This window comes from Solwaraspora sp. WMMA2059, assembly GCF_027497315.1.
Lineage (GTDB): Bacteria > Actinomycetota > Actinomycetes > Mycobacteriales > Micromonosporaceae > Micromonospora_E.
Genome location: NZ_CP114908.1, coordinates 4,058,506 through 4,084,451 on the forward strand (window position 1 = coordinate 4,058,506; position 25,946 = coordinate 4,084,451).

At 71.0% G+C, this 25,946-nt stretch carries 33 protein-coding genes, 1 CRISPR repeat array and 1 riboswitch; of the genes, 18 read left to right on the plus strand and 15 right to left on the minus strand.

What is annotated here, in order from left to right:
* Positions 1–29: 29 nt before the first annotated feature.
* Together O7553_RS18465 and O7553_RS18470 are read right to left on the minus strand one after the other, a co-directional pair.
* Positions 30–509: a hypothetical protein gene (locus O7553_RS18465; RefSeq protein ID WP_281555661.1), complete on the minus strand. Its 480-nt coding sequence runs from the start codon at positions 507–509 to the stop codon at positions 30–32.
* A 238-nt stretch (positions 510–747) separates the two neighbouring features.
* The gene (locus O7553_RS18470) at positions 748–1,089 is read right to left on the minus strand and encodes an antibiotic biosynthesis monooxygenase (protein ID WP_281550969.1); all 342 of its coding nucleotides are present in this window, start codon (positions 1,087–1,089) and stop codon (positions 748–750) included.
* 31 nt (positions 1,090–1,120) lie between these two features.
* Here O7553_RS18470 and O7553_RS18475 point away from each other — a divergent pair, with 31 nt between their 5' ends.
* The 7 genes from O7553_RS18475 to O7553_RS18505 all read left to right on the plus strand — a co-directional run bounded on the left by O7553_RS18475 (position 1,121) and on the right by O7553_RS18505 (position 5,708).
* Positions 1,121–1,378 (plus strand): DUF6703 family protein, encoded by a 258-nt coding sequence (locus tag O7553_RS18475; RefSeq protein ID WP_281550970.1) that lies wholly within the window; start codon positions 1,121–1,123, stop codon positions 1,376–1,378.
* 88 nt (positions 1,379–1,466) lie between these two features.
* Positions 1,467–2,522: a metal ABC transporter substrate-binding protein gene (locus O7553_RS18480; RefSeq protein WP_281550971.1), complete on the plus strand. Its 1,056-nt coding sequence runs from the start codon at positions 1,467–1,469 to the stop codon at positions 2,520–2,522.
* A complete protein-coding gene (locus O7553_RS18485) occupies positions 2,519–3,280 on the plus strand; it encodes a metal ABC transporter ATP-binding protein (RefSeq protein WP_281550972.1) in 762 nt (253 codons plus the stop codon). The genes O7553_RS18480 and O7553_RS18485 overlap by 4 nt, the downstream gene beginning before the upstream one ends.
* Positions 3,277–4,194, plus strand: a complete 918-nt coding sequence (locus O7553_RS18490) for a metal ABC transporter permease (RefSeq protein ID WP_281550973.1) — start codon at positions 3,277–3,279, stop codon at positions 4,192–4,194. The genes O7553_RS18485 and O7553_RS18490 overlap by 4 nt, the downstream gene beginning before the upstream one ends.
* A gap of 78 nt (positions 4,195–4,272) precedes the next feature.
* Positions 4,273–4,572, plus strand: coding sequence for a metalloregulator ArsR/SmtB family transcription factor (locus O7553_RS18495; RefSeq protein ID WP_123602948.1), 300 nt, complete (start codon positions 4,273–4,275; stop codon positions 4,570–4,572).
* A gap of 46 nt (positions 4,573–4,618) precedes the next feature.
* On the plus strand, positions 4,619–5,059 hold the full coding sequence (locus tag O7553_RS18500; RefSeq protein WP_281550974.1) for a Fur family transcriptional regulator: 441 nt from the start codon (positions 4,619–4,621) through the stop codon (positions 5,057–5,059).
* Between the two features lie 43 nt (positions 5,060–5,102).
* Positions 5,103–5,708 carry a hypothetical protein gene (locus O7553_RS18505; RefSeq protein WP_281550975.1) on the plus strand — a complete coding sequence of 202 codons (606 nt, stop codon included), beginning with the start codon at positions 5,103–5,105 and terminating at the stop codon, positions 5,706–5,708.
* On the opposite strand, the gene O7553_RS18510 is transcribed toward O7553_RS18505, so the two are convergent.
* The 3 genes from O7553_RS18510 to O7553_RS18520 form a co-directional block, all read right to left on the minus strand.
* Positions 5,691–6,227: a DUF6328 family protein gene (locus O7553_RS18510; protein ID WP_281550976.1), complete on the minus strand. Its 537-nt coding sequence runs from the start codon at positions 6,225–6,227 to the stop codon at positions 5,691–5,693. The genes O7553_RS18505 and O7553_RS18510 overlap by 18 nt on opposite strands.
* Positions 6,228–6,306: 79 nt before the next feature.
* Positions 6,307–7,080 carry a TIGR03943 family protein gene (locus O7553_RS18515; RefSeq protein ID WP_281550977.1) on the minus strand — a complete coding sequence of 258 codons (774 nt, stop codon included), beginning with the start codon at positions 7,078–7,080 and terminating at the stop codon, positions 6,307–6,309.
* Positions 7,077–8,174, minus strand: a complete 1,098-nt coding sequence (locus O7553_RS18520) for a permease (RefSeq protein WP_281550978.1) — start codon at positions 8,172–8,174, stop codon at positions 7,077–7,079. The genes O7553_RS18515 and O7553_RS18520 overlap by 4 nt, the downstream gene beginning before the upstream one ends.
* Before the next feature lie 131 nt (positions 8,175–8,305).
* Positions 8,306–8,411: riboswitch (TPP riboswitch) on the plus strand.
* On the opposite strand from O7553_RS18520, the gene O7553_RS18525 reads away from it, so the two are divergent.
* From O7553_RS18525 to O7553_RS18545, 5 genes are all read left to right on the plus strand, one after another.
* Complete coding sequence (locus O7553_RS18525) at positions 8,408–9,007, plus strand: ECF transporter S component (RefSeq protein WP_281550979.1); 600 nt, start codon at positions 8,408–8,410, stop codon at positions 9,005–9,007. Its footprint overlaps the riboswitch before it by 4 nt.
* 22 nt (positions 9,008–9,029) lie before the next feature.
* Positions 9,030–10,454, plus strand: coding sequence for an ABC transporter ATP-binding protein (locus O7553_RS18530; protein ID WP_281550980.1), 1,425 nt, complete (start codon positions 9,030–9,032; stop codon positions 10,452–10,454).
* Between the two features lie 20 nt (positions 10,455–10,474).
* The gene (locus O7553_RS18535) at positions 10,475–11,275 is read left to right on the plus strand and encodes an energy-coupling factor transporter transmembrane component T (protein WP_281550981.1); all 801 of its coding nucleotides are present in this window, start codon (positions 10,475–10,477) and stop codon (positions 11,273–11,275) included.
* 176 nt (positions 11,276–11,451) lie between these two features.
* Positions 11,452–13,167 carry a PHP domain-containing protein gene (locus tag O7553_RS18540; RefSeq protein ID WP_281550982.1) on the plus strand — a complete coding sequence of 572 codons (1,716 nt, stop codon included), beginning with the start codon at positions 11,452–11,454 and terminating at the stop codon, positions 13,165–13,167.
* 11 nt (positions 13,168–13,178) lie between these two features.
* Positions 13,179–13,688 carry a hypothetical protein gene (locus tag O7553_RS18545; RefSeq protein ID WP_281550983.1) on the plus strand — a complete coding sequence of 170 codons (510 nt, stop codon included), beginning with the start codon at positions 13,179–13,181 and terminating at the stop codon, positions 13,686–13,688.
* A gap of 159 nt (positions 13,689–13,847) precedes the next feature.
* On the opposite strand, the gene O7553_RS18550 is transcribed toward O7553_RS18545, so the two are convergent.
* Genes O7553_RS18550 through O7553_RS18560 form a run of 3 tightly spaced genes read right to left on the minus strand, consistent with a single transcriptional unit; the run spans position 13,848 to position 14,742 of the window.
* Positions 13,848–13,985: a hypothetical protein gene (locus O7553_RS18550; protein WP_281550984.1), complete on the minus strand. Its 138-nt coding sequence runs from the start codon at positions 13,983–13,985 to the stop codon at positions 13,848–13,850.
* 8 nt (positions 13,986–13,993) lie between these two features.
* Complete coding sequence (locus O7553_RS18555; protein WP_281550985.1) at positions 13,994–14,269, minus strand: hypothetical protein; 276 nt, start codon at positions 14,267–14,269, stop codon at positions 13,994–13,996.
* On the minus strand, positions 14,269–14,742 hold the full coding sequence (locus O7553_RS18560) for a hypothetical protein (protein WP_281550986.1): 474 nt from the start codon (positions 14,740–14,742) through the stop codon (positions 14,269–14,271). The genes O7553_RS18555 and O7553_RS18560 overlap by 1 nt, the downstream gene beginning before the upstream one ends.
* Before the next feature lie 129 nt (positions 14,743–14,871).
* Between O7553_RS18560 and O7553_RS18565 the strand changes: the two genes are divergently transcribed.
* From O7553_RS18565 to O7553_RS18585, 5 genes are all read left to right on the plus strand, one after another.
* Positions 14,872–15,594, plus strand: coding sequence for an XRE family transcriptional regulator (locus O7553_RS18565; protein WP_281550987.1), 723 nt, complete (start codon positions 14,872–14,874; stop codon positions 15,592–15,594).
* On the plus strand, positions 15,591–16,133 hold the full coding sequence (locus tag O7553_RS18570) for a UTRA domain-containing protein (protein ID WP_281550988.1): 543 nt from the start codon (positions 15,591–15,593) through the stop codon (positions 16,131–16,133). The genes O7553_RS18565 and O7553_RS18570 overlap by 4 nt, the downstream gene beginning before the upstream one ends.
* Positions 16,130–16,573, plus strand: a complete 444-nt coding sequence (locus O7553_RS18575; protein ID WP_281550989.1) for a winged helix-turn-helix domain-containing protein — start codon at positions 16,130–16,132, stop codon at positions 16,571–16,573. Before O7553_RS18570 ends, O7553_RS18575 begins: the two co-directional genes overlap by 4 nt.
* Positions 16,574–16,954: 381 nt before the next feature.
* Positions 16,955–17,209: a CRISPR direct-repeat array (repeat unit 36 nt; unit sequence GTCCCCGAGCACACGAAAACCGCGCCGGATTGAAAC).
* A 111-nt stretch (positions 17,210–17,320) separates the two neighbouring features.
* Positions 17,321–18,589: an IS4 family transposase gene (locus O7553_RS18580; protein ID WP_281550990.1), complete on the plus strand. Its 1,269-nt coding sequence runs from the start codon at positions 17,321–17,323 to the stop codon at positions 18,587–18,589.
* Entirely contained in the window at positions 18,564–18,800 is a 237-nt protein-coding gene (locus O7553_RS18585) for a hypothetical protein (RefSeq protein WP_281550650.1), read from the plus strand. Before O7553_RS18580 ends, O7553_RS18585 begins: the two co-directional genes overlap by 26 nt.
* Positions 18,801–19,074: 274 nt before the next feature.
* Here O7553_RS18585 and O7553_RS18590 read toward each other — a convergent pair whose 3' ends face one another.
* The 7 genes from O7553_RS18590 to recO all read right to left on the minus strand — a co-directional run bounded on the left by O7553_RS18590 (position 19,075) and on the right by recO (position 25,016).
* A complete protein-coding gene (locus O7553_RS18590) occupies positions 19,075–19,773 on the minus strand; it encodes a class I SAM-dependent methyltransferase (protein WP_281550991.1) in 699 nt (232 codons plus the stop codon).
* The gene (locus tag O7553_RS18595) at positions 19,770–20,597 is read right to left on the minus strand and encodes an ABC transporter ATP-binding protein (protein WP_281550992.1); all 828 of its coding nucleotides are present in this window, start codon (positions 20,595–20,597) and stop codon (positions 19,770–19,772) included. The genes O7553_RS18590 and O7553_RS18595 overlap by 4 nt, the downstream gene beginning before the upstream one ends.
* On the minus strand, positions 20,594–21,583 hold the full coding sequence (locus tag O7553_RS18600) for an ABC transporter substrate-binding protein (protein ID WP_281550993.1): 990 nt from the start codon (positions 21,581–21,583) through the stop codon (positions 20,594–20,596). Before O7553_RS18600 ends, O7553_RS18595 begins: the two co-directional genes overlap by 4 nt.
* 67 nt (positions 21,584–21,650) lie before the next feature.
* Positions 21,651–22,739 carry an iron ABC transporter permease gene (locus O7553_RS18605; RefSeq protein WP_281550994.1) on the minus strand — a complete coding sequence of 363 codons (1,089 nt, stop codon included), beginning with the start codon at positions 22,737–22,739 and terminating at the stop codon, positions 21,651–21,653.
* Between the two features lie 109 nt (positions 22,740–22,848).
* Entirely contained in the window at positions 22,849–23,124 is a 276-nt protein-coding gene (locus O7553_RS18610) for a hypothetical protein (RefSeq protein WP_281550995.1), read from the minus strand.
* 312 nt (positions 23,125–23,436) lie between these two features.
* Complete coding sequence (locus O7553_RS18615; RefSeq protein ID WP_281550996.1) at positions 23,437–24,243, minus strand: isoprenyl transferase; 807 nt, start codon at positions 24,241–24,243, stop codon at positions 23,437–23,439.
* Positions 24,240–25,016: a DNA repair protein RecO gene (recO, locus tag O7553_RS18620; protein WP_281550997.1), complete on the minus strand. Its 777-nt coding sequence runs from the start codon at positions 25,014–25,016 to the stop codon at positions 24,240–24,242. The genes O7553_RS18615 and recO overlap by 4 nt, the downstream gene beginning before the upstream one ends.
* Before the next feature lie 129 nt (positions 25,017–25,145).
* On the opposite strand from recO, the gene O7553_RS18625 reads away from it, so the two are divergent.
* Positions 25,146–25,946: a DUF4097 family beta strand repeat-containing protein gene (locus tag O7553_RS18625; protein ID WP_281550998.1), complete on the plus strand. Its 801-nt coding sequence runs from the start codon at positions 25,146–25,148 to the stop codon at positions 25,944–25,946.

Genomic DNA, 25,946 nt, shown 5'->3' on the forward strand with positions numbered 1-25,946 from the left:
GACGGGCTGATTTGGCAGATGTTCGGAGGCTACCCCTCGACGCCGCAGACCTCTAGCTCACCGGTGCCGGTGTCCTGGTTGAGCGACACCCGCAGGGTGTCCTCGCCGCCTTGGGCGTAGTCGACCTCCACCGGTACGACGATCCGGCTGGTGACCGAGACCTGACCGACCTCGTAGGCGGTGATCTCCGGCTCCGTGGCGAGTCGTCGGGCGAATTCGCTGGCCGATTCACGGCTCTGCGCCTCGGCGCAGAGCATGTCGTACGCGGCGCCGAAGTCCTGCTGACTCACCGCTTCGAAGTAGTCGCCGACCGCGATCCGGGCCTGTTCGTCGATCGCTTCGGCGCCGGTGACGATCAGTCCGACCAATGCGACGGTGCCACCACCGCAGCACAGAAGCAGCGCGAGTGCCGCGACGCCCAGCCCGATCCAGACCCGCGCGGTGCGGCCTTCGGCCGGCGGAGCGGCGAACGGCGGCGCGGCCCCGGGGCCGGCCGGCACCGGGGTCACCGGACCAGGCACCGTAGTCGCCGGGCCGGGCACCGGGGTCACCGAGCCAGCAGCCGGCGTGGCGTCCGGTGCGGCCTCAGACTGTCCGGTCGCGGCAGGCTGCGGCGGCGGCTGGCGGTCCGGCGGAGCCCACGGCGAGGGTGCCTGCCACGGGGACGCCTCGTCGGGCACGGCGGACGGCGGGCGCGGTTGCGCCGGTCCGGGATCGGTCATGGGGCAAAGGGTAGTGCCCGCCGGCTCACCGTTCCGGCTCCGCCGCCCGGTCACTGGTGTGGGCTGCGGGTTCTTCTCCGGGCCCGGCGGTGACCAGTTCCTCGTACGCGGACGGCTCGTCGAGCGATTCGGCGAGCAGCGGCGTCGCGTCCACCTTCACCTCGAAGGAACCGAGCGCCCGCCGGTAGGTGCCCACTGACTCCCATTCGGTGACCAGGCACCAGCGGAGCGGGTCCTCCAGCGCGCGGGTCAGTGCGCCGCGCCGGTACCCCGGGCGGCCGGCCAGGGCACGCAACGCGGCCCGGGCGCGATCGACGAAGCCGGGCGTGTCCGCCTCCGGCACGGCGAACCGGTTGACCACCAGCACGTCGAGTCCCCTCCTGACTAGAGTCGGTCGGATGCAGCCTACGCAACCGTCGCCGCCGGTCCGCCCCGGGCGGATCAGCCCGACCGGGGCGTTTCTCACCGCCCTGGCGCTCGTCCTGGTCGGGCTCTTCGCACCGGGCATCGTCGGCGCGGCGGCGCTGCTGCTGTTGGCCGCCGGGCTGGTCTGGTTGCTACGTAGCAGCTGGCCGGCGGTGCCGGCGGCTGGACGAATGTTCCGCCTGGTGGCGCTCACCCTGCTCGTGGCGGTCGCCCTCGCCAAGATCTTCTAGCCCTGCTCAGACCGCTCGTCCAGGCGGCAGCGAATCATGCAACCATGCGTTTTTGACAATCATTATCGTCGCCACGGACAGTTGCCTGATGCACAGCCACCTCTTCCGTCGTACCGTCGCCACCACCGCAGGTGCCCTGCTGGCCCTGGGCAGCACCGCCGCCTGCGCCCAGGACGGCGGCGACGGGTCCGCCGGCGACACCACGGTCGGCGTGGTAGCCGCCTTCTACCCCTTGCAGTTTTTGGCCGAACGGATCGGCGGCGACGCCGTCACGGTTACCGGTCTCGCGCCCCCCGGAGCGGAGCCGCACGACCTGGAGCTCAGCCCTCGGCAGGTCGGCGAGGTCAGCGACGCGGACCTGGTCGTCTACCTGAGTAACTTCCAGCCCGCCGTCGATGCCGCGGTCGAGCAGGAGGCCGGTGACCACGCATTCGACGTGGTGGAGGTCGAGCCGCTGCTGGACGCCACCGACGGTGGTCACAGCCACGACCACGGCGACGAAGACGAGCACGCCGACGACGAGGCGGACCACGCCGACGAAGACGAGCACGCCGACGACGACGAGCACGCCGACGACGAGGCGGACCACGCCGACGAGGCGGACGACCACGCCGAGGAGACCGGCGCGAAGGACCCGCACCTGTGGCTGGACCCCACCCGGTTCGCCACCGTCGGTGACGCGCTGGCCGAGCGTCTCGCCGCCGTCGACCCGGACCACGCCGCCGACTACACCGAGCGTGCCGCCGCGCTGCGCACCGAGTTGGAGGCCCTGGACGCCGAGTACGCCGAGCGGCTGGCCGACTGCGAGCGCCGGGAGATCATCACCAGTCATGCCGCCTTCGGCTACCTGGCAGCCCGCTACCAGCTCGACCAGATCGGGATCACCGGGTTGAGCCCGGAGGACGAGCCGACCCCGCAGCGCCTCGCCGAGGTGATCGAGGAGGCCCGGGAGCACCAGGCGACGACGATCTTCTTCGAGACGCTGGTCAGCCCGAGCGTCGCCGAGACCATCGCCGACGAGACCGGTGCCGAGACTGCAGTGCTCGATCCGATCGAGGGACTGCAGCCAGACGCCGACGGAGACTATTTTTCGGTGATGCACAACAATCTTAACAATCTGACCGCCGCCCTGGGATGTTCGTGACCACCAGCGTCGTCCAGGTATCGCGCGGAGCGGTCGGCTACGACAACCGCACCGTCCTGCGCTCCGTCGACCTCACCGTGACCAGCGGTGAGGTCGTCGCGCTGCTGGGCGCCAACGGTTCCGGCAAGTCGACCCTGATCCGCGCGGCACTCGGGCTGGTGCCGCTGCGCAGCGGCTCGGTGCACCTGTTCGGGGTGCCGGCGACGCGGTTCCGGCAGTGGCACCGGATCGGCTACGTCCCACAACGGCTCGGTGCCGGCAGCGGCGTACCGGCCACCGTCGGCGAGGTGGTCGCCTCCGGTCGGCTGGCCCGTCGCGGCGTACTGCGACCGCCCGGTGCCGCCGACCGGACGGCCGTCGCCGCGGCGCTGAGCGCCGTCGGCCTCGCCGACCGGTCCCGGGATCCGGTGGCCACGCTCTCTGGCGGTCAGCAGCAACGGACGCTGATCGCCCGCGCGCTGGCCGGCGAACCGGAACTGCTGGTGCTCGACGAACCCACCGCCGGGGTCGACGCGGCCAGCCAGGAGGCGTTTGCCCGGGCACTCGGCGCGTTCGTGGCCGGCAACGGTACGGTGCTCCTCGTCGCCCACGAGCTCGGTCCGCTGCAGCCGCTGATCGACCGGGCCGTGGTGCTGCACCACGGCGAGGTGGTGCATGACGGCGCGGTGCCTGCGCCGGCCGGCCACCACGCGGACCCCGGACACGACCACGTCCACCCGCACGCCGCGGTGGAGCCGGCCCAGATGTGGACCACATGAGCATCTTCCAGTACGAGTTCATGATCCGGGCCCTGATCGGGGCCCTGGTCATCGGCCTGGCCGCCCCGGCCCTCGGCATCTACCTGGTGCAGCGTCGGATGTCGCTGATCGGCGACGGCGTCGGCCACGTGGCGCTGACCGGCGTCGGCGTCGGTCTGCTGCTGGACCGCTCCCCGGTGCTCACCGCCGTAATCGCCGCCGCAGTCGGCGCGGTCGCCATCGAGCTGCTGCGCGAACGCGGGCGTACCTCCGGCGACATGGCGTTGGCCCTGCTCTTCTACGGCGGCATCGCCGGCGGGGTGATGCTGGTCGGGCTGGCCGGCGACCGCAGCAACGCCAACCTGATGGCGTACCTCTTCGGCTCGCTCACCACCGCCTCGGTCGAGGACCTGTGGGTGATCGTGGTGCTGGCCGCAGTCGTGCTGACCGCGATGCTGCTGCTGCGGCCGGCGCTGTTCGCCATCTGTCACGACGAGGAGTACGCCCGGGTCTCCGGCCTGCCGGTGCGCACCCTCAACCTGCTGATCGCGGTGACCACCGCGGTGACCGTCACCATCGCCATGAGGGCGGTCGGCCTGCTGCTGGTCAGCGCGCTGATGGTGGTCCCGGTGGCGACCGCCCAGCAGATCACCCGGGGTTTCCGCAGCACCATGGCGATGGCGATGATCATCGGTACGGCCTCCGCCGGCGGCGGGGTGTGGCTGGCCGGAACCGCCGACACCGCGATGGGCGCGACCATCGTGATCCTGGCGATCGCTGCCTTCGCGGCCACCGCCGTCGGCGCCGGGACGTGGCGGCTGCTGCGCCGCCGCGCCGGCACGCTGGCCGTCCACCGCCGGCAGCCCCGCGAGGTCGAACCGCCCGAGGTGGTCCTGGACCGTCCCGCCGAGATGGTCCCGGATCGTCCCGTCTGACCTGGTACAGACCCGGCAACGAGCACCGCTGAGCCGCCTGCCTGCCGATCCGCCTCCGGTATTGGTTACCGTTGCGGGGTGACGATGGCCAACGGCTACGACGGGTACGAGAGCGCCAGCGAGTTGCTGCGCGCACTCTCGGCCCCGCTGCGGGTGGCCATCGTGACCGAGCTCGCCCAGGGCGAACGGTGTGTCCACGAACTCGTGCAGAAGCTCGGCGCGCCGCAACCGCTGGTGTCCCAGCATCTGCGGGTGCTGCGGGGCGCAGGCGTGGTGCACGGCTCCCGGCGAGGCCGGGAGATCGCTTACGCGCTGGTCGACGAACACGTCGCGCATATCGTCGCGGACGCTGTCAGTCATGCCCGGGAGGTCCGGTGAGCAGCCGCCGGCACCGGCCCGGTCAGAACACGTCCCGGAGGCCTTGATGAGGACTGGAGACACCACGCCCGGCACCGCAGAGCCCTCGGCGGTGCGCAACACCCGGCAACGCAGCGCGGTCAGCGCCATCCTCGACGAGCTCGCCGGCTTCCACAGCGCCCAGGAGCTGCACGCCATGCTGCGTCAGCGGGGCGACCGGGTCGGTCTGACCACGGTCTACCGGACGTTGCAGGGGCTGGCCGACTCCGGCGAGGTCGACGTGATGCGTCCACCTGGCGGCGAGCACCTGTACCGGCGGTGCAGCCAGGGCCACCACCATCATCTGGTCTGCCGCTCGTGCGGCAGCGCGGTCGAGGTGGCCGGGCCGGCGGTGGAAAGCTGGGCGGAACGGATCGCGGCGCAGCACGGCTACGTCGGAGTCAGCCATACGATGGAGATCTTCGGGACCTGCCCGAAATGCGCCGCCCGGCGTACCCCGAAGACGTGACCGCGTATACGCGGTTCCGGTCCTCGTACGGCACGCTGTGCGTATGCAGATCTACGCCGACCGTTTTCCGCGCGCCGGCCGGCAACTCGCCACCGACCTGATCGTCGTCGTCTGGGTCTACCTGTGGATCCGTGCCGCCAGCTGGCTGCATGACCGGGTCGGTGAGCTGGCCGACGCTGGTCGGACATTAGAGAACGCCGGCACCGGGCTGGCCGACAACCTCGCCGACGTCGGCAGCCGGGTCGGCCGGGTGCCACTGGTCGGCGACGAGCTGACCGGGCCGTTCGAGCAGGCCGCCGGGGCGGCCCGTTCGGTCGCCGCCGCCGGGCAGGAGCAGCAGGACCTGGTCGGTGAGCTGGCCCTGGTGCTGGCCGCCACGATGCTGGTCTTTCCGCTGGGTCTGGTGCTGTTCGGCTGGTTGCCGTTGCGGGTGCGCTGGATCCGGCGGGCGAGCGCGGCGGCCCGACTGCGCGGCGTACCGGCCGGGTCGGATCTGCTGGCGTTGCGGGCGCTGACCACCCGCCCGCTCGGCACCATCGCCGCGCTCGGACCGGACGTCGCCGCTGGGTGGCGGCGGGGCGACCCGGCGGTCACCGACGCGTTGGCGGAGTTGGAGCTGCGGGCGTTGGGCCTACGTGGCCGACGCTGACCGGCCGCCGCGCCCGGCACCACCGTCGCTGTCCTCGTCCTCGTCGTCCTCGTCCTCATCGTCGCCGTCCAGCCAGCCACGGTGCACGAAGGGCAGGGCCGCCCAGAAGATCAGGAACCACACCCCGGTGAGGCCGCTGAGCACGAAGGCGACCGGTCGGGGCAGGATGAAGTCGGTGACCAGCAGCACCGAGCTGACCATGGCGACCAGCATCAGGCTGAGACCGCCGCTGGCCATCCGGTGGGCGAACCGGACCAGCTCCGGCTTGCGGCCACGCCGGAAGAGCGCCCGGTGGAACGCCACCGGCGAAATGATCAACGCGGCGGCGGCCGCCGCCGCCAGCAGCGCCACCACGTACACGTCCCGTTGGAACCCGTTCGTGTCGGGGAAACCGCTGCTGAACGGCAGGGTCAGCAGGAACGCGAAGAGGATTTGCACCCCGGTCTGGGCGACCCTCAGCTCCTGCAAAAGATCGGAAAAGTTGCGCTGCCAGCGTTCCTTCTCAGTCTCCCGGTCCACGTCCGCTCGTCCTCCTGCCGAACCGCCCACGCTCGAACGGCGATCGGCAATGTGCCCCGGACCCCGCAGCGGGAAACCTCTACTCGTACTGCTGCCGGGGGGCGTCGATCTGCTGCCATGACTCGACCGCCAGATAGGGGATGCTGGCCCCGTTCACCGGGTCGGTGCCGATCCGGTCGCTGTACCGACCGACCACCTCGATCCAGGTGTCCGCCGGCAGCCCGGTCGGAGCGCTGCCGTCCATCCCGACCTTGATCGGCCGGCCGTCGGCGGCGCAGCAGGACAGTACGATCCGGGCCAACATCGGCTCACCGTCCGGGCCGTCGGTGACAAAGCCGGTGAGCCGTACGTTGCGCCCGTCCAGCGACCGGCCCTCGTCGAAGATCGCCCGGGAGGCGTAGTCGAGCACGCTGATCTCTGCCGGATCGCCGTCCGGCAACGGCGGATAGTCCGACGATGCCTGCTCGCTGCTCAACGCGGTGCCGGCCTGCGCGACGGCGTACGAACCCAGCGCCGGCGGGGCGACCAGCAGCAGCCCGAGCACCGGCAGGATCAGCAGCCAGCCCACCCTCGGCTCGTGATGGGCGTGGCCATGCCCGTCGTCGGCGGCGTCGCCGGGCCCGGAATGCGCATCGTGCCCGGAATGCGCAACGACGGCGGGCGCCGGTGTCGACCGACGCCGCAGGTCGTGCCAGAGCGTCATGACCGCTGCGGCGATCAGCAGCAGGCCGGCGACGATCAGGAACGGCTGCAGCGCCTCCTTGACGTACCGCAGGTACATGTCGGTGACGCTGGCCCGGACCACCGCGCCACCGAGCAGCAGCAGCACCACACCTTGAGCCTGTTTGTTCACAGCAGCACCGTCCCCACCGCGACCGCCACCACGATGGCGATCAGGAATGTCGCCGGAGCGAACCGGTACGCGAATCTGCGCCCGAACGTGCCGGCCTGCATCGAGACAAGTTTCAGGTCGACCATCGGGCCGACGACCAGGAAGACCAGCCGTGACGTGAGCGAGAACTGCGACAACGAGGCCGCGACGAAGGCGTCCGCCTCGGAGCAGATCGACAACAGCACGGCGAGTGCGGCGAGCGCCAGGATGGACAGCACCGGATTGTCGGCGAGGGTCTGCAACCAGCGCTCCGGCACCAGCACGTTGATACTGGCGGCGGCCATCGCGCCGATCACCAGGAAACCGCCGGCGTGCATGATGTCGTGCCGGACCGCCGCCCAGAACGCCCGCGCCCGGGACAGGTCGTCCAGGTCGGGGCGGTGCGGCAGGCGGATCCAGTCGGTGCGACCCAGCCGCAGCCACAGCCAGCCCATCACGACCGCGACGAGCAGGCTGGCGACACCCCGGCCGACGACCATCTCGGGGTTGTTCGGGAAGGCGACCGCCGTGGCCACCAGCACGATCGGGTTGATCGCCGGGGCGGCGAGCAGGAAGGCCAACGCGGCGGCCGGCGCGACGCCCCGCCGGATCAGCGACCCGGCGATCGGCACCGAACCGCACTCGCAGCCGGGCAACACCACCCCGGCGGCGCTGGCCACCGGCACCGCCAGCGCCGGGTGTTTCGGCAGCGCCTTCGCCCAGAACGACCTGGGTACGAAGACCGCGATCACCGCGGAGAGCACCACCCCGAAGACCAGGAACGGCATCGCCTGGACCATCACCGACACGAAGACCGTGGTCCAGGTCTGCAGCCGGGGGTCGGAGATCAGGTTGGCCAACGGCTCGCGGAAGATCACCAGCCCGATCAGCAGGAAGGCGAGCACCTCCACCGAGCCGACCCGGCCACCGAACGGCCGGCGTCGGGGTGGCCGCGGGCCATCGGGCGGTCCGGCGGCGCCGCCGGACCCGGGCAGGTCGTCGTCGGCCGGCGCGGCCCAGTCGATGTCGTCGCCTGGGCGCGTCCGACGCGTCGCGGTGCGATCGGCAGCGGTCACGGCGGGCTGGTCCCCTCGCTGGTCTGAAGGCGGGCAGTTCACGATAACCCGCGCAGGGGTGCCCGCCACCACACCGGGACTCGACCACTGTCGGTGCGGTGCCACCGGTGCTAGCGTCAGTGGCACAACCTGATGTCCCACAGGGGAGCGCACACAGCGCTGAGAGTGCGGGGAGTCCCGCAGACCCTCGAACCTGATCTGGGTAATGCCAGCGCAGGGAGTTGGAGCGACGTATGACGCAGCAATCTATGCCCGCCGACCGTAGCTGGCGGACCGTCGACATCGTGGTCGCCTCGGTGATCGCGGTCGCGTTCGGGGTGGTCTTCTGGCTGTGGGGACTGATCTGGACCGCCACCGAGGCCGCGTTCACCTTCTTCCCGCCCGCTCAGGCAGTGCTGTACGGGGTGTGGCTGGTGCCGGCTGTGCTCGGCGCGCTGGTGATCCGCAAGCCGGGGGCCGCGCTGTTCTGCGAGCTGGTCGCAGCGGTCGTCTCGGCGGCGTTGGGCAGCCAGTGGGGTGCCGTGGTGATCGTGCAGGGGCTGGCCCAGGGGGTCGGTGCCGAGCTGGTGTTCCTGGCGGTGGCGTACCGCTCGTTCCGGCTGCCGGTGGCGCTGACCGCCGGGGCCACCGCCGGGCTCGGCGCGGCGATCTTCGACCAGATCCGCTACTACGCGCCGTACGACCTGGTCAGTTTCCGGATTCCGATCTTCATCGTCACTGTGGTCAGCGCGATCGTGCTGGCCGGTGCCGGCAGCGTGGCGCTGACCCGGGCACTGGCCCGCACCGGGGTGCTCGACCGGTTCCCCGCCGGCCGCGACCGCACCACGGTGTGACCCGGCCAGGGCCGGCCGGGTCGTGAGCCGGCTGGAGCTGCGCGGGTTCGGCTGGCGGCACGCCGGCCGCCGGGCCTGGGCGGTCCGTGACGTCGAGCTGAGCGTCGACGCCGGCGAACGGGTCCTACTGCTCGGGCCGTCGGGGGCCGGCAAGAGCACGCTGCTGGCGGCGATCGCCGGGTTGCTGCCGGCCGACTCGGGCGAGCAGGCCGGCACCGTCACCGTCGACGGGCTCGACCCGCGCAAGGCCCGCGAGCGGGTCGGCATCGTCTTCCAGGACCCGCAGAGCCAGCTGGTCATGGCGCGCAGCGGCGACGACGTGGCGTTCGGGCTGGAGAACCGGGGGGTGCCGGCCGAGCAGATCTGGCCACGGGTGGACGCCGCGCTGGCGCGGGTCGGTTTCCGCTACGGCCGGGACCGGCCGACTGCCGCGCTGTCCGGCGGCGAGCAGCAGCGGCTGGCCCTGGCCGGGGCGCTCGCCCTGCGGCCGGGTCTGCTGCTGCTGGACGAACCGACCGCGAACCTCGACCCGGCCGGCGCCGACCTGGTCCGCGACGCCGTCGCCGGGGCGCTCGACGGGGACCGGGACACCACGCTGGTGATCGTCGAGCACCGGGTGGCGCAGGCGCTGCCGCTGGTCGACCGGGTGGTGGTGCTGTCCGCCGGTGGCGGCGTGCGGGCCGACGGCAAGCCGGACGAGATCTTCGACCGGTACGGCGGGCAACTGGCCGCCGACGGTGTCTGGGTGCCGGACCAGCCGTTGCCGCAGCGCGGTGGTTCCGCCGCCCCGGCCGGTGAGCCGCTGCTGATCGCCGACCGGGTCGGGCTGGTGCCCCGGCTCGCCCCGCTCGCCGACGAGGTGCCGGTACGCGGCGGCGAGGCACTGGCCGTGCTGGGGCCCAACGGCGCCGGCAAGACCACGCTGGCCCTGCTGCTCGGCGGGCTGGTCGCGGCCACCGACGGAGCGGTCCGGGCCACCGCCGCGTTGACCGGCGACGGCCGGGTCGGCCCGGTCCCGCACCGGTGGCGGGCACCGGAGCTGGTCCGCCGGGTCGGCAACGTGTTCCAGAACCCGGAGCACCAGTTCGTTGCCACCACGGTGGCCGACGAGCTGGCCCTCGGCCCGCGCCGCTGCGGGCTGGCGGAGTCGGCCGTCGCGCCGGTGGTCGACGAGTTGCTGCACCGGCTGCGGCTGGACCGGTTGGCGGCTGCCAACCCGTACACCCTGTCCGGTGGTGAGGCGCGGCGGCTGAGTGTGGCGACCGCCCTGGCCACCGCGCCCCGCCTGCTGGTGCTCGACGAGCCGACGTTCGGCCAGGACCGGCGCACCTGGCTCGAACTGGTCGCGCTGCTCGGTGAGCTGCGCGACGCCGGGCACGGGATCGTGACGGTGACCCACGACGTCGACCTCGTCGCCGCCCTCGCCGACCGGCGGTTGACCCTGTGAGCCGGCCGGCGGCTGACCCTGTGATCGGCGAACCGGACGGCACCAAGAAGACGGCGCCGCTGGCCCGCCGCAACCCGGTGGCGAAGCTCGCCGCCGCGCTGGTCTTCTCGGTGCTGCTGCTGGCCACCCTGGACCCGCTGGCGCCGGCCGTCGCGATCGCCGTCGAGCTCGCCGTGGTCCCGCTGTTCGGGCTGGGCTACCGTGCCCTGCTGCGCCGAATGGCGCCGCTGCTGCTGAGCGCCGCCGGTGTGCTGGTCACCCTGACGCTGTTCGCCGCCGAACGGACCGGCCCGGTGCTGCTCGCCGCCGGCCCGGTGCTGGTCACCAGCGGCGTACTGGTCACCGCACTCGGGCTGGCGTTGCGCCTGCTGGCCGTGGCGCTGCCCGGGGTGCTGGTCTTCGCCACCACCGACCCGACCGACCTGGCCGACGCCCTGGTGCAGAACGTCAAGGCCCCGCCCCGGTTCGCGATCGGGGCGCTCGCCGCGTTCCGGCTGGTGCCGATGCTGGCCGCCGAGTGGCAGCTGCTGGCGATGGCCCGCCGGGCCCGGGGCATCGACGCGGGCCGCAACCCGGTGCGCCGGCTCCGGTTGTTCGCGGCGACCGCCTTCGGGCTGCTGGTCCTGGCGATCCGCCGGGGCACCCGGCTGGCCACCGCGATGGACGCCCGGGGGTTCGACGCCGGCATCCCCCGGACCAGCGCCCGGCGGCAACGGTTCGGGGCGGCCGACGCGGCTCTGGTCGCCGGTGCCGCGATCGCAGCCGGAGGGTCGCTGGCGGTCAGTCTCGCCGCCGGGGTCTTCCGCCCGGTGATCGGCTGATCCTGGCCCGGCCACCCCCCGGCACAAAGATCAGCAGGTCACGCCAGATGCCACAGATGCATACATGGCAACACCTTCACGACACGTGCGCCGCAACGACGGCAGCACGTCGCCTGCTGTTTCCCCACCTCCACGAGATTGACCGCGACAAAGTTGATCTGGGAGGCGGAACAGGGATGGGACACCACCACCACCATCACCACCACGACCACGCGGCGACCGGTGCCGACGTACCGGCACCACTCGACCTGTCGGTGCCGGACGCCGAACTGTCGCCGACCGAGGCGTCCCGGCGTACCTTCCTGCGTAACGCCGGGTTGCTCGGTGCCGGCGCGGCCGCGTCGTCGGTGCTGGCCGGCGGACACGCCGCGCACGCCGCACCGGCCAACGACCACAACGGCGGCGGCACCGGCGGCGGCCAGGCCAACGACGGCGAGTTCGTCTGGCTGGCCGGCGACCACCACATCCACACCCAGTACAGCTCGGACGCCATGTACCGGGTGGTCGACCAGGCCAAGCACGCCCGCGCGTACGGTCTGGACTGGATCGTCATCACCGACCACGGCAACGCCACCCACTCCCGCATCGGGGTGGAGAAGGTCAACCCGGACATCGTCGAAACCCGCAAGGAAATCAAGGACCTGCTGATCTACCAGGGCCTGGAGTGGAACATCCCGTCCGCCGAGCACGGCACGGTCTTCGTCCAGCCGGGGCCGAACGAGGTCGCCGTACTCAAGCAGTTCGAGACCGACTACGACGGCTCGGTGAACGGCACCAGCAACCCGAGCCCGGAGAACGAGGCGCTCGCCATCGCCGGCATCAAGTTCCTCGGTGACGAGGTCCGTCGGCGCCGTATCGGCGGTGCGCTGTTCCTGGCCAACCACCCGTCCCGGCGGGGCGTCGACTCGCCGCACGAGGTGCGGGCCTGGCGCGACGCCGACCCGACCGTGGCGGTCGGCATGGAGGGCGCCCCCGGTCACCAGGCGTCCAGCCTGCCGGCGCCGAACGGCCCGGGTCGCGGTCGCGGCTACTACGAGGGCAGCCCGTCGGCGGCGTCGTTCCCCGGCTACCCGTTGGAGAGCTACCGCACCTGGGGCGGGTTCGACTGGATGACCTCCACCGTGGGCGGGCTGTGGGACAGCCTGCTCGCCGAGGGCAAGCCGTGGTGGATCAGCGCCAACTCCGACTCGCACATCAACTACCTGGGTACGTCGATGCGCGGGCCGGACAGCGACTTCAACGCCAACGGCAAGTACAACGACCCGGTGTACGGGCCGCTGATCACCACCGCCGGTGACTTCTGGCCGGGCCAGTACAGCCGTACCCACGTCGGCGCGCAGGCGTTCGGCTACCGCGCGGTGATGGACGCCATCCGGGCCGGCCGGGTCTGGGTGGACCACGGCGGTCTGATTCGGGGCCTGGACATGCGGGTCCGCCGGCTCAACGACCAGCGGCCGGGTGCCGGTGCCACGCTCGGCGGCACGCTGAAGATCAAGAGTGGTACGTCGGTCGTGGTGACCCTCGACATCGACTTGGCGACCGTGCCGAACTGGGCGCAGTTCGTGCCAAAGCTGGCTCGGGTGGACCTGATCGTCGGCGACGTCACCGGACCGGTCACCGACCAGGACGCCTTCACCGCCCCGACCACCCGGGTCGCCGCCTCGTTCGAGGTGCAGCCGGGCCGCAAGCGGGTGTCGTTCAGCTACCCGCTGGGCCGGGTGGACCGACCGATGTACGTCCGGGTCCGCGGCACCGACGGCAACCGCAGCGCGCCCGGTCTGATGGGTGCGGCGGTCGACCCGCACGGCCCGGCGATGGACGTGCTCGGCGACGCCGACCCGTGGCTGGACCTGTGGTTCTACGGCAACCCGATCTGGGTCCTGCCATCCTGACCGCCACCGCCGTGACAGTCATCGGAATCAGCCTGGGGCACGCCGACGACGCTGCCGCCGAACACTGGCTGCACGACGTCGTCGGCGTGGCCGACCTGCCCGACCTCGTCGCCTGCACCCATCTGGTGCGGACGCCGAGGCCGCACGTGGCGATCAGTCTGGCCGCCCCCGACGGGCTGCCCGATCTGCCCGCCACCCCGGCCGATCTGGTCCCGGCGGCGGAGCTCGCCGCCGACGAACACCGGGCCGGCCGGTCCGGGCGGGCAGTGCGCTACCCCGGGGTCGACCGTCTGGTCGGCACACTCACCGTCGCGGAGCTGCTCGAACTCAGCGCGATCGAGCAGGTCATCATGCTCGGCGGCGCGGTTCCGGAGCCGGAGACGCCGGTGCAGACCCGGGACTTCGTCCGGCCGCAGTGGATCAACGGAGTGCTCACGTTGATCACCACTCCGGTCGGACCGGGGCGGATCGGGCCGTTCGAGCTGCCCGACCCGACCCCATGCTGCGCCGACAAACACTGACCATTCGCCTCACCTGTTTAGCCTCGCCTAGTTAGCCTCCGGCGCTGGTCACCTCCTGTGGCCAGCGCCGGAGGCAGTCACATGCTCAACGGCCTTCCGCTGCCGCAGCCGCGAGGTGAGGCTGACGCACGTCATCTCGCGTTTTGAGGTGCGCCAGCCTCACCTCGCGGGCGGTGGGGTGGTGGTCAGCTCGCCGCACCGAGGGCACCAGCGGCTCTTCACTCGGAATGAGAACAGCCCGGCGAGGAAACCGAGCAACGCGGCGCTCGTCAACGCGCAGATGTCCATGATCCTCATTGACTTCTCTACGAGTGGGGATGGTCGACGCCGTTGAGTGGCTGCCGGCGTTGCACCACGCCGGAGCGGATCAGGGCACTCTTGTAGACGCCGATCGCGGCCATCCGCCCGTCCCGCCCGGCCGACGTGATCGTGGCGAGGATGCCGGCCACCGGGGAATCGGCGTCGTCCAGGCCGTACCGGATGTCGGAGACCCGGACCGTCATCGACCGGTCGCCGAACACCCAGTCGGCCTTGCCGAGATGCAGCGTGTCACCGACCCGCAGGAGTTCCCCGTTGGCCATCAGTCGTCCCGCCCGTCGTGGACGTATCCGTCTGGCCAGAGTCCGGCGTACTGCAACACCGCCCGCACCCGACGCGCCTTGACCTGATCCCACCGGTCCAACACCGCCAACGCGTTGGTGAACGGCGGGCAGAACGCCGCCACGTCACACACCCGACACTCAGCCAACCGGCTCGGCATGTGCTCGGTGACCGTCGCCCGCGCACGGTCCAACACGTCGACGTCCGGCCGGTTCCGCATGTCTGCCGCCACCTCGTCCAGCACCGCCCGTTCGGCGTCGAGAGCTGGACGCCCGGCATCCGGCGCGGGTGCCACCGCACGCGCGGCCAGCAGCCGGAACCGTGGGTCCCGCCCGATGTCCGTCTGCCCCGGCGTCCGTCGCGGCAACGGCGGCCGGTCCGGCGTCGGACCCGCGTTGACCATGGGTTGTCGGGTCCGTTGATACCTGTTGTCGGGAACCTGGTTCCTGTTCACGGCTCTCTCCATCGCGGATCAAGGGCGTTTGAAGGATCTTTTGTGGACTCTTCCTGTGTGGAGGAGATGCCGGGACCTCTGCGTCAGGTAGCCTAGGGACGTTCACAAACGTCCCGGGAGTGATCAACCATGAACACAGCGCTGCACGTCGCGATGAGCCGAACCGGCATGACACCCGCGACCCTGGCCGGCAAGATCGGCGTCGACCCCAAGACCGTCGCCCGGTGGCTCGGCGGTCGCGTACCTCACCCCCGCCACCGCTCGCAGGTCGCTCAGGTGTTGAGAGAAGATGAAGACGTGATCTGGTCCGGCTTGGTCAAACGCGGATACTACCGGGAGATCCGCGCCGCGTGGCCGACGCGCTCAGCCGTCCCCCGGGAGCTGTGGAACGATCTCGTCCACCGCGCCACGTCCCGCATCTGGTGCGCCGGCTACACCTCGTACTTCCTCTGGACCGAGGTCCCCGGCATCACATCCACGCTGCGGAGCAAGGCCGCATCCGGGCTCGACCTGCGCTTCCTCCTCGGACGCAAAGACTCACCCGTCACCCGCGACCGTGAACGCATCGAGAACGCCGCCCTGTCGATCTCCACCCGCATCGACATCACCACCGCCGAACTGGCCAAGATCGAACCCACCCCACAGGTACGCCACACCGACCGCCACATCAGCCTGTCCGTCTGGATCTTCGACGACGAAGCCCTGGTCAGCACCCACCTCGCCGACCAACTCGGACACGCCTCCCCCACCCTGCACATCCGCCGCCGCGGACCCGGCGGACTCTTCGACCAGTACGCCAACCACGTCGAACACCTCTGGGAAACAGCCCACGCACCAGCACCGGCCCCATGACCGACCAGGGCTGGACCAGCAGCTCAGACCCGTACCTCGTCTCGCAGCAGCACGACGCATGGTCCGCCGAGGCCGCCACCCGGGGACACGTCGGCACCCAACAGCTCCTCGGCGTCGAGACCGTCGACGCAGACACACAGGTCAGACGCGCGCTCGGACTCGCCGCCGGCGAACGAGCCGTCGTCCGCCGCCGCCTCATCCTCGAAGACGACCGGCCCGTCGAACTCGCCGACTCCTACTACCCGGAGTCCATCGCCGCCGGCACCCCACTCGCCGGCAACCGCAAGATCAAAGGCGGCGCGGTACGGGTCCTTACCGACCTCGGACTCGCGCCCCGCCAGGTCACCGAACACGTCACCGCACGACGGCCGACCGACCACGAACAGCAACTCCTCGACATCCCCGCCGACGAACCACTCCTCGTCCTCACCCGCATCAGCCGCGCCGCCACCGGCCAACCCGTCGAGTACGCCGTCATGCACACCGTGACCAGCCGCTCCACCGGCCACACCTACCAAATGCAGGCCCCACCCGCATGACCAACCAACCCGACAACACTGCCGCCAACGACGTACGCGACCGCCAACGCCAGATCGCCGCCGACCTGCGCCGACAGATCCTCACCGGCGAGTTCACACCCGGCGACAAGGTGCCCTCCACAGCCCAACTCTGCCAGTGGTACGGCGTCTCCAACCTCGCCACCCAACGCGCACTCAACATCCTCAAGAAGCAAGGGTTCGTCCGTGGCGAGTCCGGCGTCGGCGTGTTCGTCACCGCCAACCAGCCGATCGCCGTCGAAGCGAACCACTACCCGGGCCGGCGAACCGATCGAAGTCACCGAGATGATCAAAGCCGCCCACCGGCGCAAGGCCAGATACCTCCTGCCCGGACCAGACAAAGCCTGATCTCACCGCCCTCCCGCGACACTTACCAGACCGCCACCGAGGTAGTGGAGTTGGCCACGGCGAACTCCGCTTGACGAACCGCAGCATGCGCACAACGGACAACTGCTCCCCCTTGCCGGAGACGACCGGGTACGCGACAATTTCCACATCGACCTGTCGTTAGGTATCCGGACGGAGGTGAGACAGCCACGCCGAGCCAGCAGCATCCGTTGAGGACAGACAACGCATCGATGTACGCAAGATTAGGTGCCGGAGTTGTGGTGAAATGTCGATTGCGGCAACCTCCGACACGCCCGGGATCCGGGGGAGGTTGGCGGAAAGATCCCAAACTGCCCCCGAGCTGCGAAAACCAGCCTCATAGAGATCATCTGAGCCACTACCAAGATCATGATCAACAGAAGGTTGCCCTCCAGGCCCCCCGTTTGCCCAGGTCAGACCGCCCGACATTTCGGACACGGTCCCCGAGCACACGAAAACCGCGCCGGATTGAAACATGTCACTCTTCCCCCGTGGTCCAGCTCTCCGTTCACTGTCCCCGAGCACACGAAAACCGCGCCGGATTGAAACCTTGCGGCCCGACAGGGACGGCTGCTGGAAGTGTGGTCCCCGAGCACACGAAAACCGCGCCGGATTGAAACCCAGCTTGCCAGTACCAGCACCAGCGAGATGATGCCGTCCCCGAGCACACGAAAACCGCGCCGGATTTAAACTGAGATTGAGTCGCGGAGCAGTACGGTTCTTCGGGTGTCACCGAAACCGGAACCATGGACACGAGTCCCAATGCCGTTAACTTAGTGTGGGGCGGTCTATGATCTCTGCTCGTGGCGAGGGCTGGTCAGGTCAAGGCGGGGTCGCGGGTTCGGTTGCCGGATCTGGTGGGGGTCGGGGTGTTGACGGCGGCGTTCCCGCCGGAGTCGGTGGATCTGGCGATCGAGGAGTGGGATGCGCGGGAGCAGCGGCATCGGCTGCTGCCGGCTCGGTTGATGGCGTACTACGTGATGGCGTGCGTGTTGTTTCTCGACAGCGCGTACGTGGAGGTGTGGAACAAGCTGCTGGGTGGGCTGTCGTGGGCCCGGCGGTACCGGATGCGGCGGCAGGTGGGGATGCAGCCGTCGGCGGCGGCGCTGGCCAAGGCCAGGGTGCGGTTGGGGCCGGAGGCGATGCAGGGGGTGTTGGCGACCTCGATGCGGCCGATGGTGACCGACGCGGCCGCGGCGCCGTGGGCGTACTTCCATGGGTTGCGGAAGCTGGCCGCCGACGGGTTCACCATGAACGTGGCTCGGACGCCGGAGAACGCGGCGCGTTTCGGGATGCCCTCGAACTCGGCCGGACCGGTGAGGTATCCGCAGGTCCGGGTGGTGGCGCTGGCCGAGGTCGGTACCCGCTGCCTGCAAGGCGCCGCCGTGGGCGTGCTGGCCACCGGGGAGCAGAACCTGGCCCGCACGTTGTGGCCACGGCTGGGAACCGGGGACGTGGTCGTGGCCGACCGTAACTTCCTGTCGTACGAGGACCTGACCGCGATCGTGGCCACCAACGCGCACGCGGTACTGCGAGTCAAGGCGGGGGTGGACCTGCCGGTGCTGCAGGTCCTGGCCGACGGCTCGTATGTGTCGAGGATCGCCGACCCGCAACAGGCACGACGGCTGCGCCGCCGCAAGACGAAGGTACCCCCTGAGCAGATCCCCGGCATCAGCGTCCGGGTGATCGAGTACACGGTGGAATCCGAGCCGGACGAGCACGGCAACCGTGAGGTCAGCGAACTGTTCTGCCTGGTCACCACCCTGCTCGACCCGGACGCCTACCCCCTGCGGGATTTCCCCGAGCTCTACCACGAGCGGTGGACCCTGGAGACCGCGATCGGTGACGTGGAGACCCGGCTGCGCGGCGGCGCCGAGGTCGTCCCGCGGTCCGGGCGCCCGGACCTGGTCTACCAGGAGGTCTACGCATTGCTCTGCGTCTACCAGGCCATCCGCGCGCTGATCGTCGCCGGTGCCGAACACGCCGACCTGGACCCCGACCGCATATCGTTCACCCGCACCGTGCAGGCAGCCGCGCGTCACGTCAGTGACGACGCGGCCTTTTCCCCCTGACGACCTGGCCGATCTGGTCGCCGACGTCATCTACGAGATCACCGACGAACGCAACCTCCTACCGGCCACGCCCCGCATCCGCAGCTTCGCCCGCCAACAACGCCAACCCGGACGCCGCTACCCCCGCCAGACAGACGACTACAAGAAACCCTTACCACCCCGCACCAAGATCAGGTTGTGGGTCCTGACCAGGCCAGACACGTTAAGTTGACGGTATTGACACGAGTCCGGCGTAGACCAAATCTCGGTCTGTGACGGTGCTGCCGCTATCCGGAGCGAAGGCCAGGCTTCCCGGAGTAGCCGACGAGATCGGCCGTACCCATGGCTGCGTTCACTTCACGCGCAACGGGCGCGAGTACATGGTGCTGATCTCGAATGAGGGCCTTTCAGTCGCTGGAGGCGACCTCGAACTGTTTCCTCCTGAACGGCCGGGGGGTGAGGGGACCGACTCCGCTGACCCCGTCACCCCACTCGGCTCGCGACCGTCAGCGACGGCCGGTGACGATGTACTGCAGTTTGAGTTCGTGGTCGGGTGCCACGCCGAACCGTTGATCGAGTTCGTAGATCGAGGTCAGCGGTGCGGCCGTGACATCGCGCAGACCGGCTCCATCCAGCACCGCCACGGTCTGGTCGATGGACTTCGCTGTGGCCAGCGGCAGCGCCGAGCGCACCGCGCTGTCGTAATGGTCGGCGAAGTTCTCCGAGGCGTTGTCCAGCCCATCGGGGAACCAGGTGCTGTCGACCACGGCGACCGTGCCGCCGGGGCGCAGCAGGCGTACCCAGTTGGCCACAGCGACCTGCGGCTCCCGCAGCGTCCACATCAGGTAGCGGCTGGTCACCGCGTCGAAGCTGGCCGCCGGGAAGTCCGGGGACACGGCGTCGCCGTACGCGATGACCGGGCCGCCGGGCATCGCGGCGGCGTGGTGCCGGGCCCGCTCCAGCATTCCCTTGGACAGGTCGATGCCGGTGACCCGGTGGCCGAGGCCGGCCAGCACGATGGCCGCCTGTCCGGTGCCGGTGCCGACGTCGAGCACGTCCAGCGGGGCCGGCGGCAGTGCCGCCGCCCAGACCTGTGACCAGGCCTGCTGGTCGGCGGCGAACCGCTCAGGGCGCTGCACGTACGCGTCGTACCCGGGTGCCCGGCCGGTCCAGTACGCGTTGATCCGGTCTTGTACGGCCGTCATGCCGCGGTCCTCTCCTCGGTCGCCTCGTGTGGGCGGAACAGCAGGTGGATGGCTCCGTCGAGGTCCAGCCGCCGGATGCCGATCCCGTAGACCGGTTCGAGCACCGCCGGGTCGAGCACCTCGTCCGTGCTGCCGGCGGCCGCCACCTGACCCTCGCCGAGCAGCACCAGGTCGTCGCAGTAGCGGGCGGCCAGGTTCAGGTCGTGCAGTACGACGATGGAGCAGGTGCCGAGGTCCCGCACCAGTTGCAGGACCTCGTGCTGGTAGCGGATGTCCAGGTGGTTGGTCGGCTCGTCGAGCAGCAGATGGGTGGCCTGCTGGGCGAGAGCTCGGGCGATCAGCACCCGTTGGCGTTCGCCGCCGGACAGCCCGGCGAACGCGCGGGCACCCAGGTGGGCGGCACCGACCCGGGCCAGGCATCGGGCCACGATCTCGCGGTCGGCCCGACTGGTCCGCTGGAACGTCGACAGGTGCGGACCCCGGCCCAGCAGCACCAGCTCGGCCACGGTCAGCGCGGTGTCCGCGCCGCCGGCCTCCTGCACCACCACGGCCAGCCGGCGGGCGACCTCCCGCGACGGCAGGCCGGTCAGCTCGTCGCCGTCCACCACGACCCGCCCGGCACCACCGCTGCGCCCGGCGCCACCGCTACTGCGCCCGGCACCGCCGCTGCGCAGGGCACCGTGGAGCAGGCGCAGCAGGGTGGTCTTGCCGCTGCCGTTCGGGCCGATCAGCCCGAGGACCCGGCCCGGTCGGGCGGTCACGCTGACCCCGTCGATCACCGGGTTGGCGCCGTAGCGCCAGGAGACCTCGGTCGCGGTGATCACGACTCGGCCTGGAAGTGCTGCACAATCCGTTCAAGTCCGTCGATGGACAGTGGGGTCGGCGGCTCGGTGAAGTTGAACAGCTGGGTCAGCACGTCGCCGTTGCGCACGGCGGCCAGGTTCTCCGCCCCGGGCAGCCCGGTCAGGCCCTGTTCGACGGCGGCCGGGTCGCCGTCGCTGTACAGCAGGACCAGCACGTCGGGGTCGCGGCCGAGCAGTTCCTCCACGGTGACTTCGAAGACCCGTTCCGGTACGTCGTCAAAGACGTTGCGGAACCCGGCCGCCTCCAGCTGCGGGTGCGCCATGCTGGCGGTGCCGTACGCGTAGGTGACACCGCCGCCGACGGTCGGGTACAGCACCGCGGCCGTACGGCCGGAGCCCGCCCCGGCCTGGGCCTGCACCTGCGCCATCCGCTCTTCCAGCGCGGTGACCGCCGCAGCCGCCTCGTCGGCCCGGTCGAACACCTCGCCGTACGTTCGCATCTGGGCGTAGATGTCGTCGAAGGTCGGCACCGCCGTGCTTCCCGGGCACATCGCCGGCTCCTCGAGCAGCGGGATGTCCACCGCCGACAGCGTGTCCCGGGACAGGTTGTCCACCTCGCCGAGCACCAGGTCCGGCTGTTGGCTGATCACCACTTCCTTGGAGATCTGCAGGTGGCCGCTGGTGTCGGTCTTGTCGGTCAGCAGCGGGACGCGGTCCAGCTCGGACAGGGTCGCCTCGTCGTAGTACTCCGCCGGGTACTGCCCGGCCCGGGCGGTGACCCGGTCCAGCACGCCGAGCGCGTGCAGGTACGGCACGGCCGCGCTCTTGAGCAGCACGACCCGCTCCGGCGCAGCGTCGAGGGTGACGTCGACGCCGCAGTTGGTGACGGTGACCGGGTAGCCGTCGGCGGCGTCCGGCGCGGGGTCGGCACCGGCCTCGCCGCATCCGGCGGCGAGCAGCACGGCGGCGGAGACCGCCGCGACGGCGGTGGTACGGCTTGTCCTCATGGTGCTCCTCGACTGTTCGGCAAACTCGGGGGCCCAGTTGGACCCGGTGCTCGGGCAGGCCCGGTGGTCACCCGGACGCGGCGTGCAGGCGGCGGATCAAAACCAGCAGGAAGGGTGCGCCCAGCAGCGCGGTGATGATCCCGATCGGGATCTCCTGGGGGGCCAGCAGGACCCGGGCCAGCACGTCGGCCCAGACCAGCAGGATCGCGCCGAGCAGGGCGGCCACCGGCACCACCCGTACGTGTGGCGCGCCGACGAGCCGCCGGGCCAGGTGGGGCACGACGAGGCCGACGAAGCCGATGCTGCCGGCGGCGGAGACCAGCACGCCGACGCTCAGCGAGACCAGCACCAGCAGGCGCAGTCGGAACCGGTCCGGTGACACGCCGAGGGTCTGCGCGGTCTCGTCGCCGATGGCGAGCACGTCCAGTCGCCGGCCGACGATTGTCAGGTACCCGGTCGTCCCGACCAGCACGACGGCGGCCACCGCCAGCAGCGCGTCCCAGCGGGCCAGCCCCAGCGACCCGAGCAGCCAGAACATCACCGACCGGGCACCCTCGGCCGACCCGGAGGCGAAGATCAGGAAACTGGTGGTGGCGTACAGCGCGTAGCCGACGGCGACTCCGGACAGCAGCAACCGGATCGAGGTGACCCGGCCGCCGCTACGGGCGATCAGGAAGACCAGCAGCGACGCGGCGAGGGCGCCGATGAAAGCGCTGGTGGACAGGGCGTACTGGCCGAAGCCGGCACCGGCCCCGAACAGGATCGCCGCCGCCGCGCCGCTGGACGCTCCGGAGTTGATGCCCAGCAGGTACGGGTCGGCGAGCACGTTGCGGACCATCGCCTGCAACGCCACTCCGCACACCGCCAGCCCGGCACCGACGAGCATGCCGAGCAGCACCCGGGGCAGCCGGACCTGCCAGACGATGGCCTGCTCCGGAAGGCTCCAGGTCGCCTCAACGGGCAGTCCGACGAGTTGGTTGCCGATGATGGCGGCGACGGTCGTCGGGGCGATCCCGATGGCACCGGAGCCGACCGCCACAACGGCGGTGGCCACCAGCCCGACGGTCAGCGCGACCAGCCAGATCCCGGTCCGGCGGCGCTGTGCGGCGACGCCGAGCAGGTCGCTGCGGGCTGCCGACAGGGTGGCCGCCGCCATCGCCCCACCCCCGTACGCCGATCTGTTGCTCTTGCAAAGTTATGGCAAAAGCTAGCAGCAAGATCAGCGGATCCGGAAGGCGGTGAGGCACTGTTCACCTCGGCGTCGGTCAGCTGCGCCGGAACTGGTAGTTGCGGCCCTTGCCGGCGCGCTGACCGCGACCGGCGAGCCGGTCCGGGCGGGCGCTCCTGGCCTGCGGGCCGGAGCCCGACGCGAGCGCGCGGGCAGCGCGCCGACCCTCGGCGGGCAGCGCGTCCTCAGGCAGCGCGACCTCGGGCAGATCGATCTCGGACAGAGCGACCTCGGGCAACGCGAGGTCACTCGGGGCGTTGTCGGGCACGGTGAACCGGGGCGTCGTCGTGTCTTGTTCTGGTCGTTGCGCCATGCGGGAAAGACCTCCTGGCTGCGAACCGCCACGCGAACCCGCGGCGGTGACGGGTGAGATGCGGGAGGCGGGCGCCGCAGTCACCGACGACGGTCCACGATGACGGGACCAGCCAGCCGGAGACGCCGTGACGCCCGCAGGGCCGACCGGCGGCGGGAACCCGCACGGCACGGATCGACGGCGACCGCCGAGCGGTCGCGGCACTGCGTTGAGAGGGCGTCAGAAGCGCATGACCGTCACGCTAACCGGTGCGCTCCCCCGGCGCACCCGGTTTTCCAGACAGCCCGGCGGCGCGCCGGGCCGGTACGCAGCTCAGCCCTGCGGGGCCACCGGGTTGGGCAGGGCGCCACCGAACCGGCGGTCCCGCTGCGCGTACAGCTCGCAGGCGTACCACAGGTGCCGCCGGTCGAAGTCGGGCCAGAGGGTGTCCAGGAAGACCAGCTCGGCGTAGGCCGACTGCCAGAGCATGAAGTTCGACGTCCGCTGCTCGCCGGACGGCCGCAGGAACAGGTCCACCTCGGGCACTTCCGGGTGGTAGAGGTAGCGGGCCAGCATCTTCTCGTTGACCCGGGCCGGGTCGACCTTGCCGGCCGCGACGTCCCGGGCGATCGCCGCCGCCGCGTCGGCGATCTCCGCCTGGCCGCCATAGTTGACGCAGAACTGCAGGGTGAGCGTGCTGTTGTGGCGGGACATCTCCTCGGCGGTCTGCAGCTCGGAGATCACGCTCTTCCACAGCCGGCCGGCCCGGCCGGACCACACCACCCGTACCCCCAGGTCGACCAGCTGGTCGCGGCGACGGCGGATGACGTCACGGTTGAAGCCCATCAGGAAGCGGACCTCGTCCGGCGAGCGGCGCCAGTTCTCCGTCGAGAAGGCGTACGCCGACAGGTACGGAATCCCCAGCTCGATCGCGCCTTCCACGGTGTCGAACAGCGAGAACTCCCCCTGCTCGTGCCCCTTGGTGCGGGGCAGACCACGGTCCTTGGCCCACCGGCCGTTGCCGTCCATCACGATCGCCACGTGGTCGGGCAGCGCCTGCTTCGGCAACGCCGGTGGCCGGGCCCCGGACGGGTGCGGAGTGGGTGCCACCGGCGGGCGCAGGCCCCTGCCCTTGGTCATGGTTGCGTCTCCTGGGAACGGTCGACCAGCGGCAGCGAGCGTAACCCGCGCTCCAGATGCCACTGCAGGTGCGCCGCCACCAGCCCGCTGCACTCCCGCCGGGTGGCCGGTTCCGACGTGTCCGCCACCTGCCAGTCGCCGGTGGCCAGGGCGGCCATCAGGTCGATGGTGGCCGGGGCCGGGTGGGCCGCGCCGGGTGGTCGGCAGTCCGGGCAGACACACCCCCCGGCCGGTACGGAGAACGCCCGGTGCCGGCCTTTGGTGCCGCACACCGCGCAGTCGCGCAGCGCCGGCGCCCAGCCGGCGAGGGCCATCCCGCGCAGCAGGTACGCGTCGAGCACCAGGGTGCCGGCGTGGTCGCCCTCGGCCAGTGCCCGCAGCGCGCCGAGGGTGAGCTGGAACAGCCGCAGCGACGGTTCCCGCTCCACCGGGGTGAGCCGCTCGGCGGTTTCGACGATCGCGCTGGCGGCCGTGTAGCGCGGGTAGTCGGCCAGGAACCGTTTGCCGTACAGGTGCAGCCCCTCGACCTGGCTGACCGTGTGCAGTGAGCTACCGGGCCCGTCCGGGTTCCCGGCGATCTGCAGGTCGACGTGGCCGAACGGCTCCAGCCGGGCACCGAACCGGGAGGTCGTCCGGCGTACCCCCCGGGCCACCGCCCGCAGCCGGCCGTGCCGGCGGGTCAGCAGGGTGATGATCCGGTCGGACTCGCCCAGTTTCTGTACGCGGAGCACCACCGCGTCGTCGCGGTAGAGCTGGCGGCGGTATCCGGGCACCCGGTCATTGTCCCGCGCCGACCGGGCGTGCCGGCGACCGGCCCTGATGCGGACTCAGGGTCGCGATCCGGGACAGATTCGTGGCCGTGCCGGATGTGCCCCGCCGTTGGCGCTCATAGCGTCACCGGCATGACTCGCACCCGCACCACGACCACCGCACTCGCCGCCGCGTCGACCGTCGCGCTGCTGGCCGTCACCTCGGCCGCGTGCGCACCGCTTGACTGGCACCAGATGGACTTCGACGACACCGAGACGGTCCCGATCACCGCCGTACGGATCGTGGAATCCGGCGACGGGGACGTGCTGGTGCGGACCCGGCCCGGTGACACGGTCGAGATCCAGCGGGTCGTCCGCTACCAGCGCTCCGAGCCGGGTCGGACCTACCGGATTGACGGGACGGTGCTCGAACTGGACACGTCGTGCGGCTGGCGGTGCGACGTGTCGTACGACATCGTCGCGCCCCCGGGCGTCTCGGTCGAGGGTGAGAACGGCTCCGGCCAGCTGATGCTGTTCGACGTGTCGGACGTGTCGGTCCGGGTCGGATCGGGGAGCATCACCATCGACCGGGCTACTGGTCGGGTGGACGCGCGGACCGGTTCCGGCGGCATCACCGCGTACCGGCTGTCCGGTCCGGCGGAGCTGCACACCGGTTCCGGCTCCATCGACGGCCGCGATCTCAGCGGCGATGGCGTGGTCGCGACCACCGGCTCCGGGAAGGTGGCACTCACCCTTGACGACCCGGGTCCGGTGCGCGCCGAGACGTCCAGTGGGTCGGTGCACGTCACCGTGCCCGCGGGTAGCTACCGGATCCGTACCGAGACCGGATCCGGATCGGCCGACGTACGGGTGCCGGACGATCCGGACGGCGAGCATCTGATCGACGCACGGACCGGCAGCGGGAGCATCACCATCGATCGCAACCGGGACTGA

Bases quoted from the DNA above. Each gene is read 5' to 3' on its own strand.
- O7553_RS18475 (WP_281550970.1), top strand. From the start codon at position 1,121: ATGCAGCCTACGCAACCGTCGCCGCCGGTCCGCCCCGGGCGGATCAGC.
- O7553_RS18480 (WP_281550971.1), top strand. From the start codon at position 1,467: ATGCACAGCCACCTCTTCCGTCGTACCGTCGCCACCACCGCAGGTGCC.
- O7553_RS18490 (WP_281550973.1), top strand. From the start codon at position 3,277: ATGAGCATCTTCCAGTACGAGTTCATGATCCGGGCCCTGATCGGGGCC.
- O7553_RS18500 (WP_281550974.1), top strand. From the start codon at position 4,619: ATGAGGACTGGAGACACCACGCCCGGCACCGCAGAGCCCTCGGCGGTG.
- O7553_RS18505 (WP_281550975.1), top strand. From the start codon at position 5,103: ATGCAGATCTACGCCGACCGTTTTCCGCGCGCCGGCCGGCAACTCGCC.
- O7553_RS18525 (WP_281550979.1), top strand. From the start codon at position 8,408: ATGACGCAGCAATCTATGCCCGCCGACCGTAGCTGGCGGACCGTCGAC.
- O7553_RS18540 (WP_281550982.1), top strand. From the start codon at position 11,452: ATGGGACACCACCACCACCATCACCACCACGACCACGCGGCGACCGGT.
- O7553_RS18550 (WP_281550984.1), bottom strand. From the start codon at position 13,985: ATGAGGATCATGGACATCTGCGCGTTGACGAGCGCCGCGTTGCTCGGT.
- O7553_RS18555 (WP_281550985.1), bottom strand. From the start codon at position 14,269: ATGGCCAACGGGGAACTCCTGCGGGTCGGTGACACGCTGCATCTCGGC.
- O7553_RS18565 (WP_281550987.1), top strand. From the start codon at position 14,872: ATGAACACAGCGCTGCACGTCGCGATGAGCCGAACCGGCATGACACCC.
- O7553_RS18570 (WP_281550988.1), top strand. From the start codon at position 15,591: ATGACCGACCAGGGCTGGACCAGCAGCTCAGACCCGTACCTCGTCTCG.
- O7553_RS18575 (WP_281550989.1), top strand. From the start codon at position 16,130: ATGACCAACCAACCCGACAACACTGCCGCCAACGACGTACGCGACCGC.
- O7553_RS18590 (WP_281550991.1), bottom strand. From the start codon at position 19,773: ATGACGGCCGTACAAGACCGGATCAACGCGTACTGGACCGGCCGGGCA.
- O7553_RS18600 (WP_281550993.1), bottom strand. From the start codon at position 21,583: ATGAGGACAAGCCGTACCACCGCCGTCGCGGCGGTCTCCGCCGCCGTG.
- O7553_RS18605 (WP_281550994.1), bottom strand. From the start codon at position 22,739: ATGGCGGCGGCCACCCTGTCGGCAGCCCGCAGCGACCTGCTCGGCGTC.
- O7553_RS18610 (WP_281550995.1), bottom strand. From the start codon at position 23,124: ATGGCGCAACGACCAGAACAAGACACGACGACGCCCCGGTTCACCGTG.
- O7553_RS18615 (WP_281550996.1), bottom strand. From the start codon at position 24,243: ATGACCAAGGGCAGGGGCCTGCGCCCGCCGGTGGCACCCACTCCGCAC.
- O7553_RS18625 (WP_281550998.1), top strand. From the start codon at position 25,146: ATGACTCGCACCCGCACCACGACCACCGCACTCGCCGCCGCGTCGACC.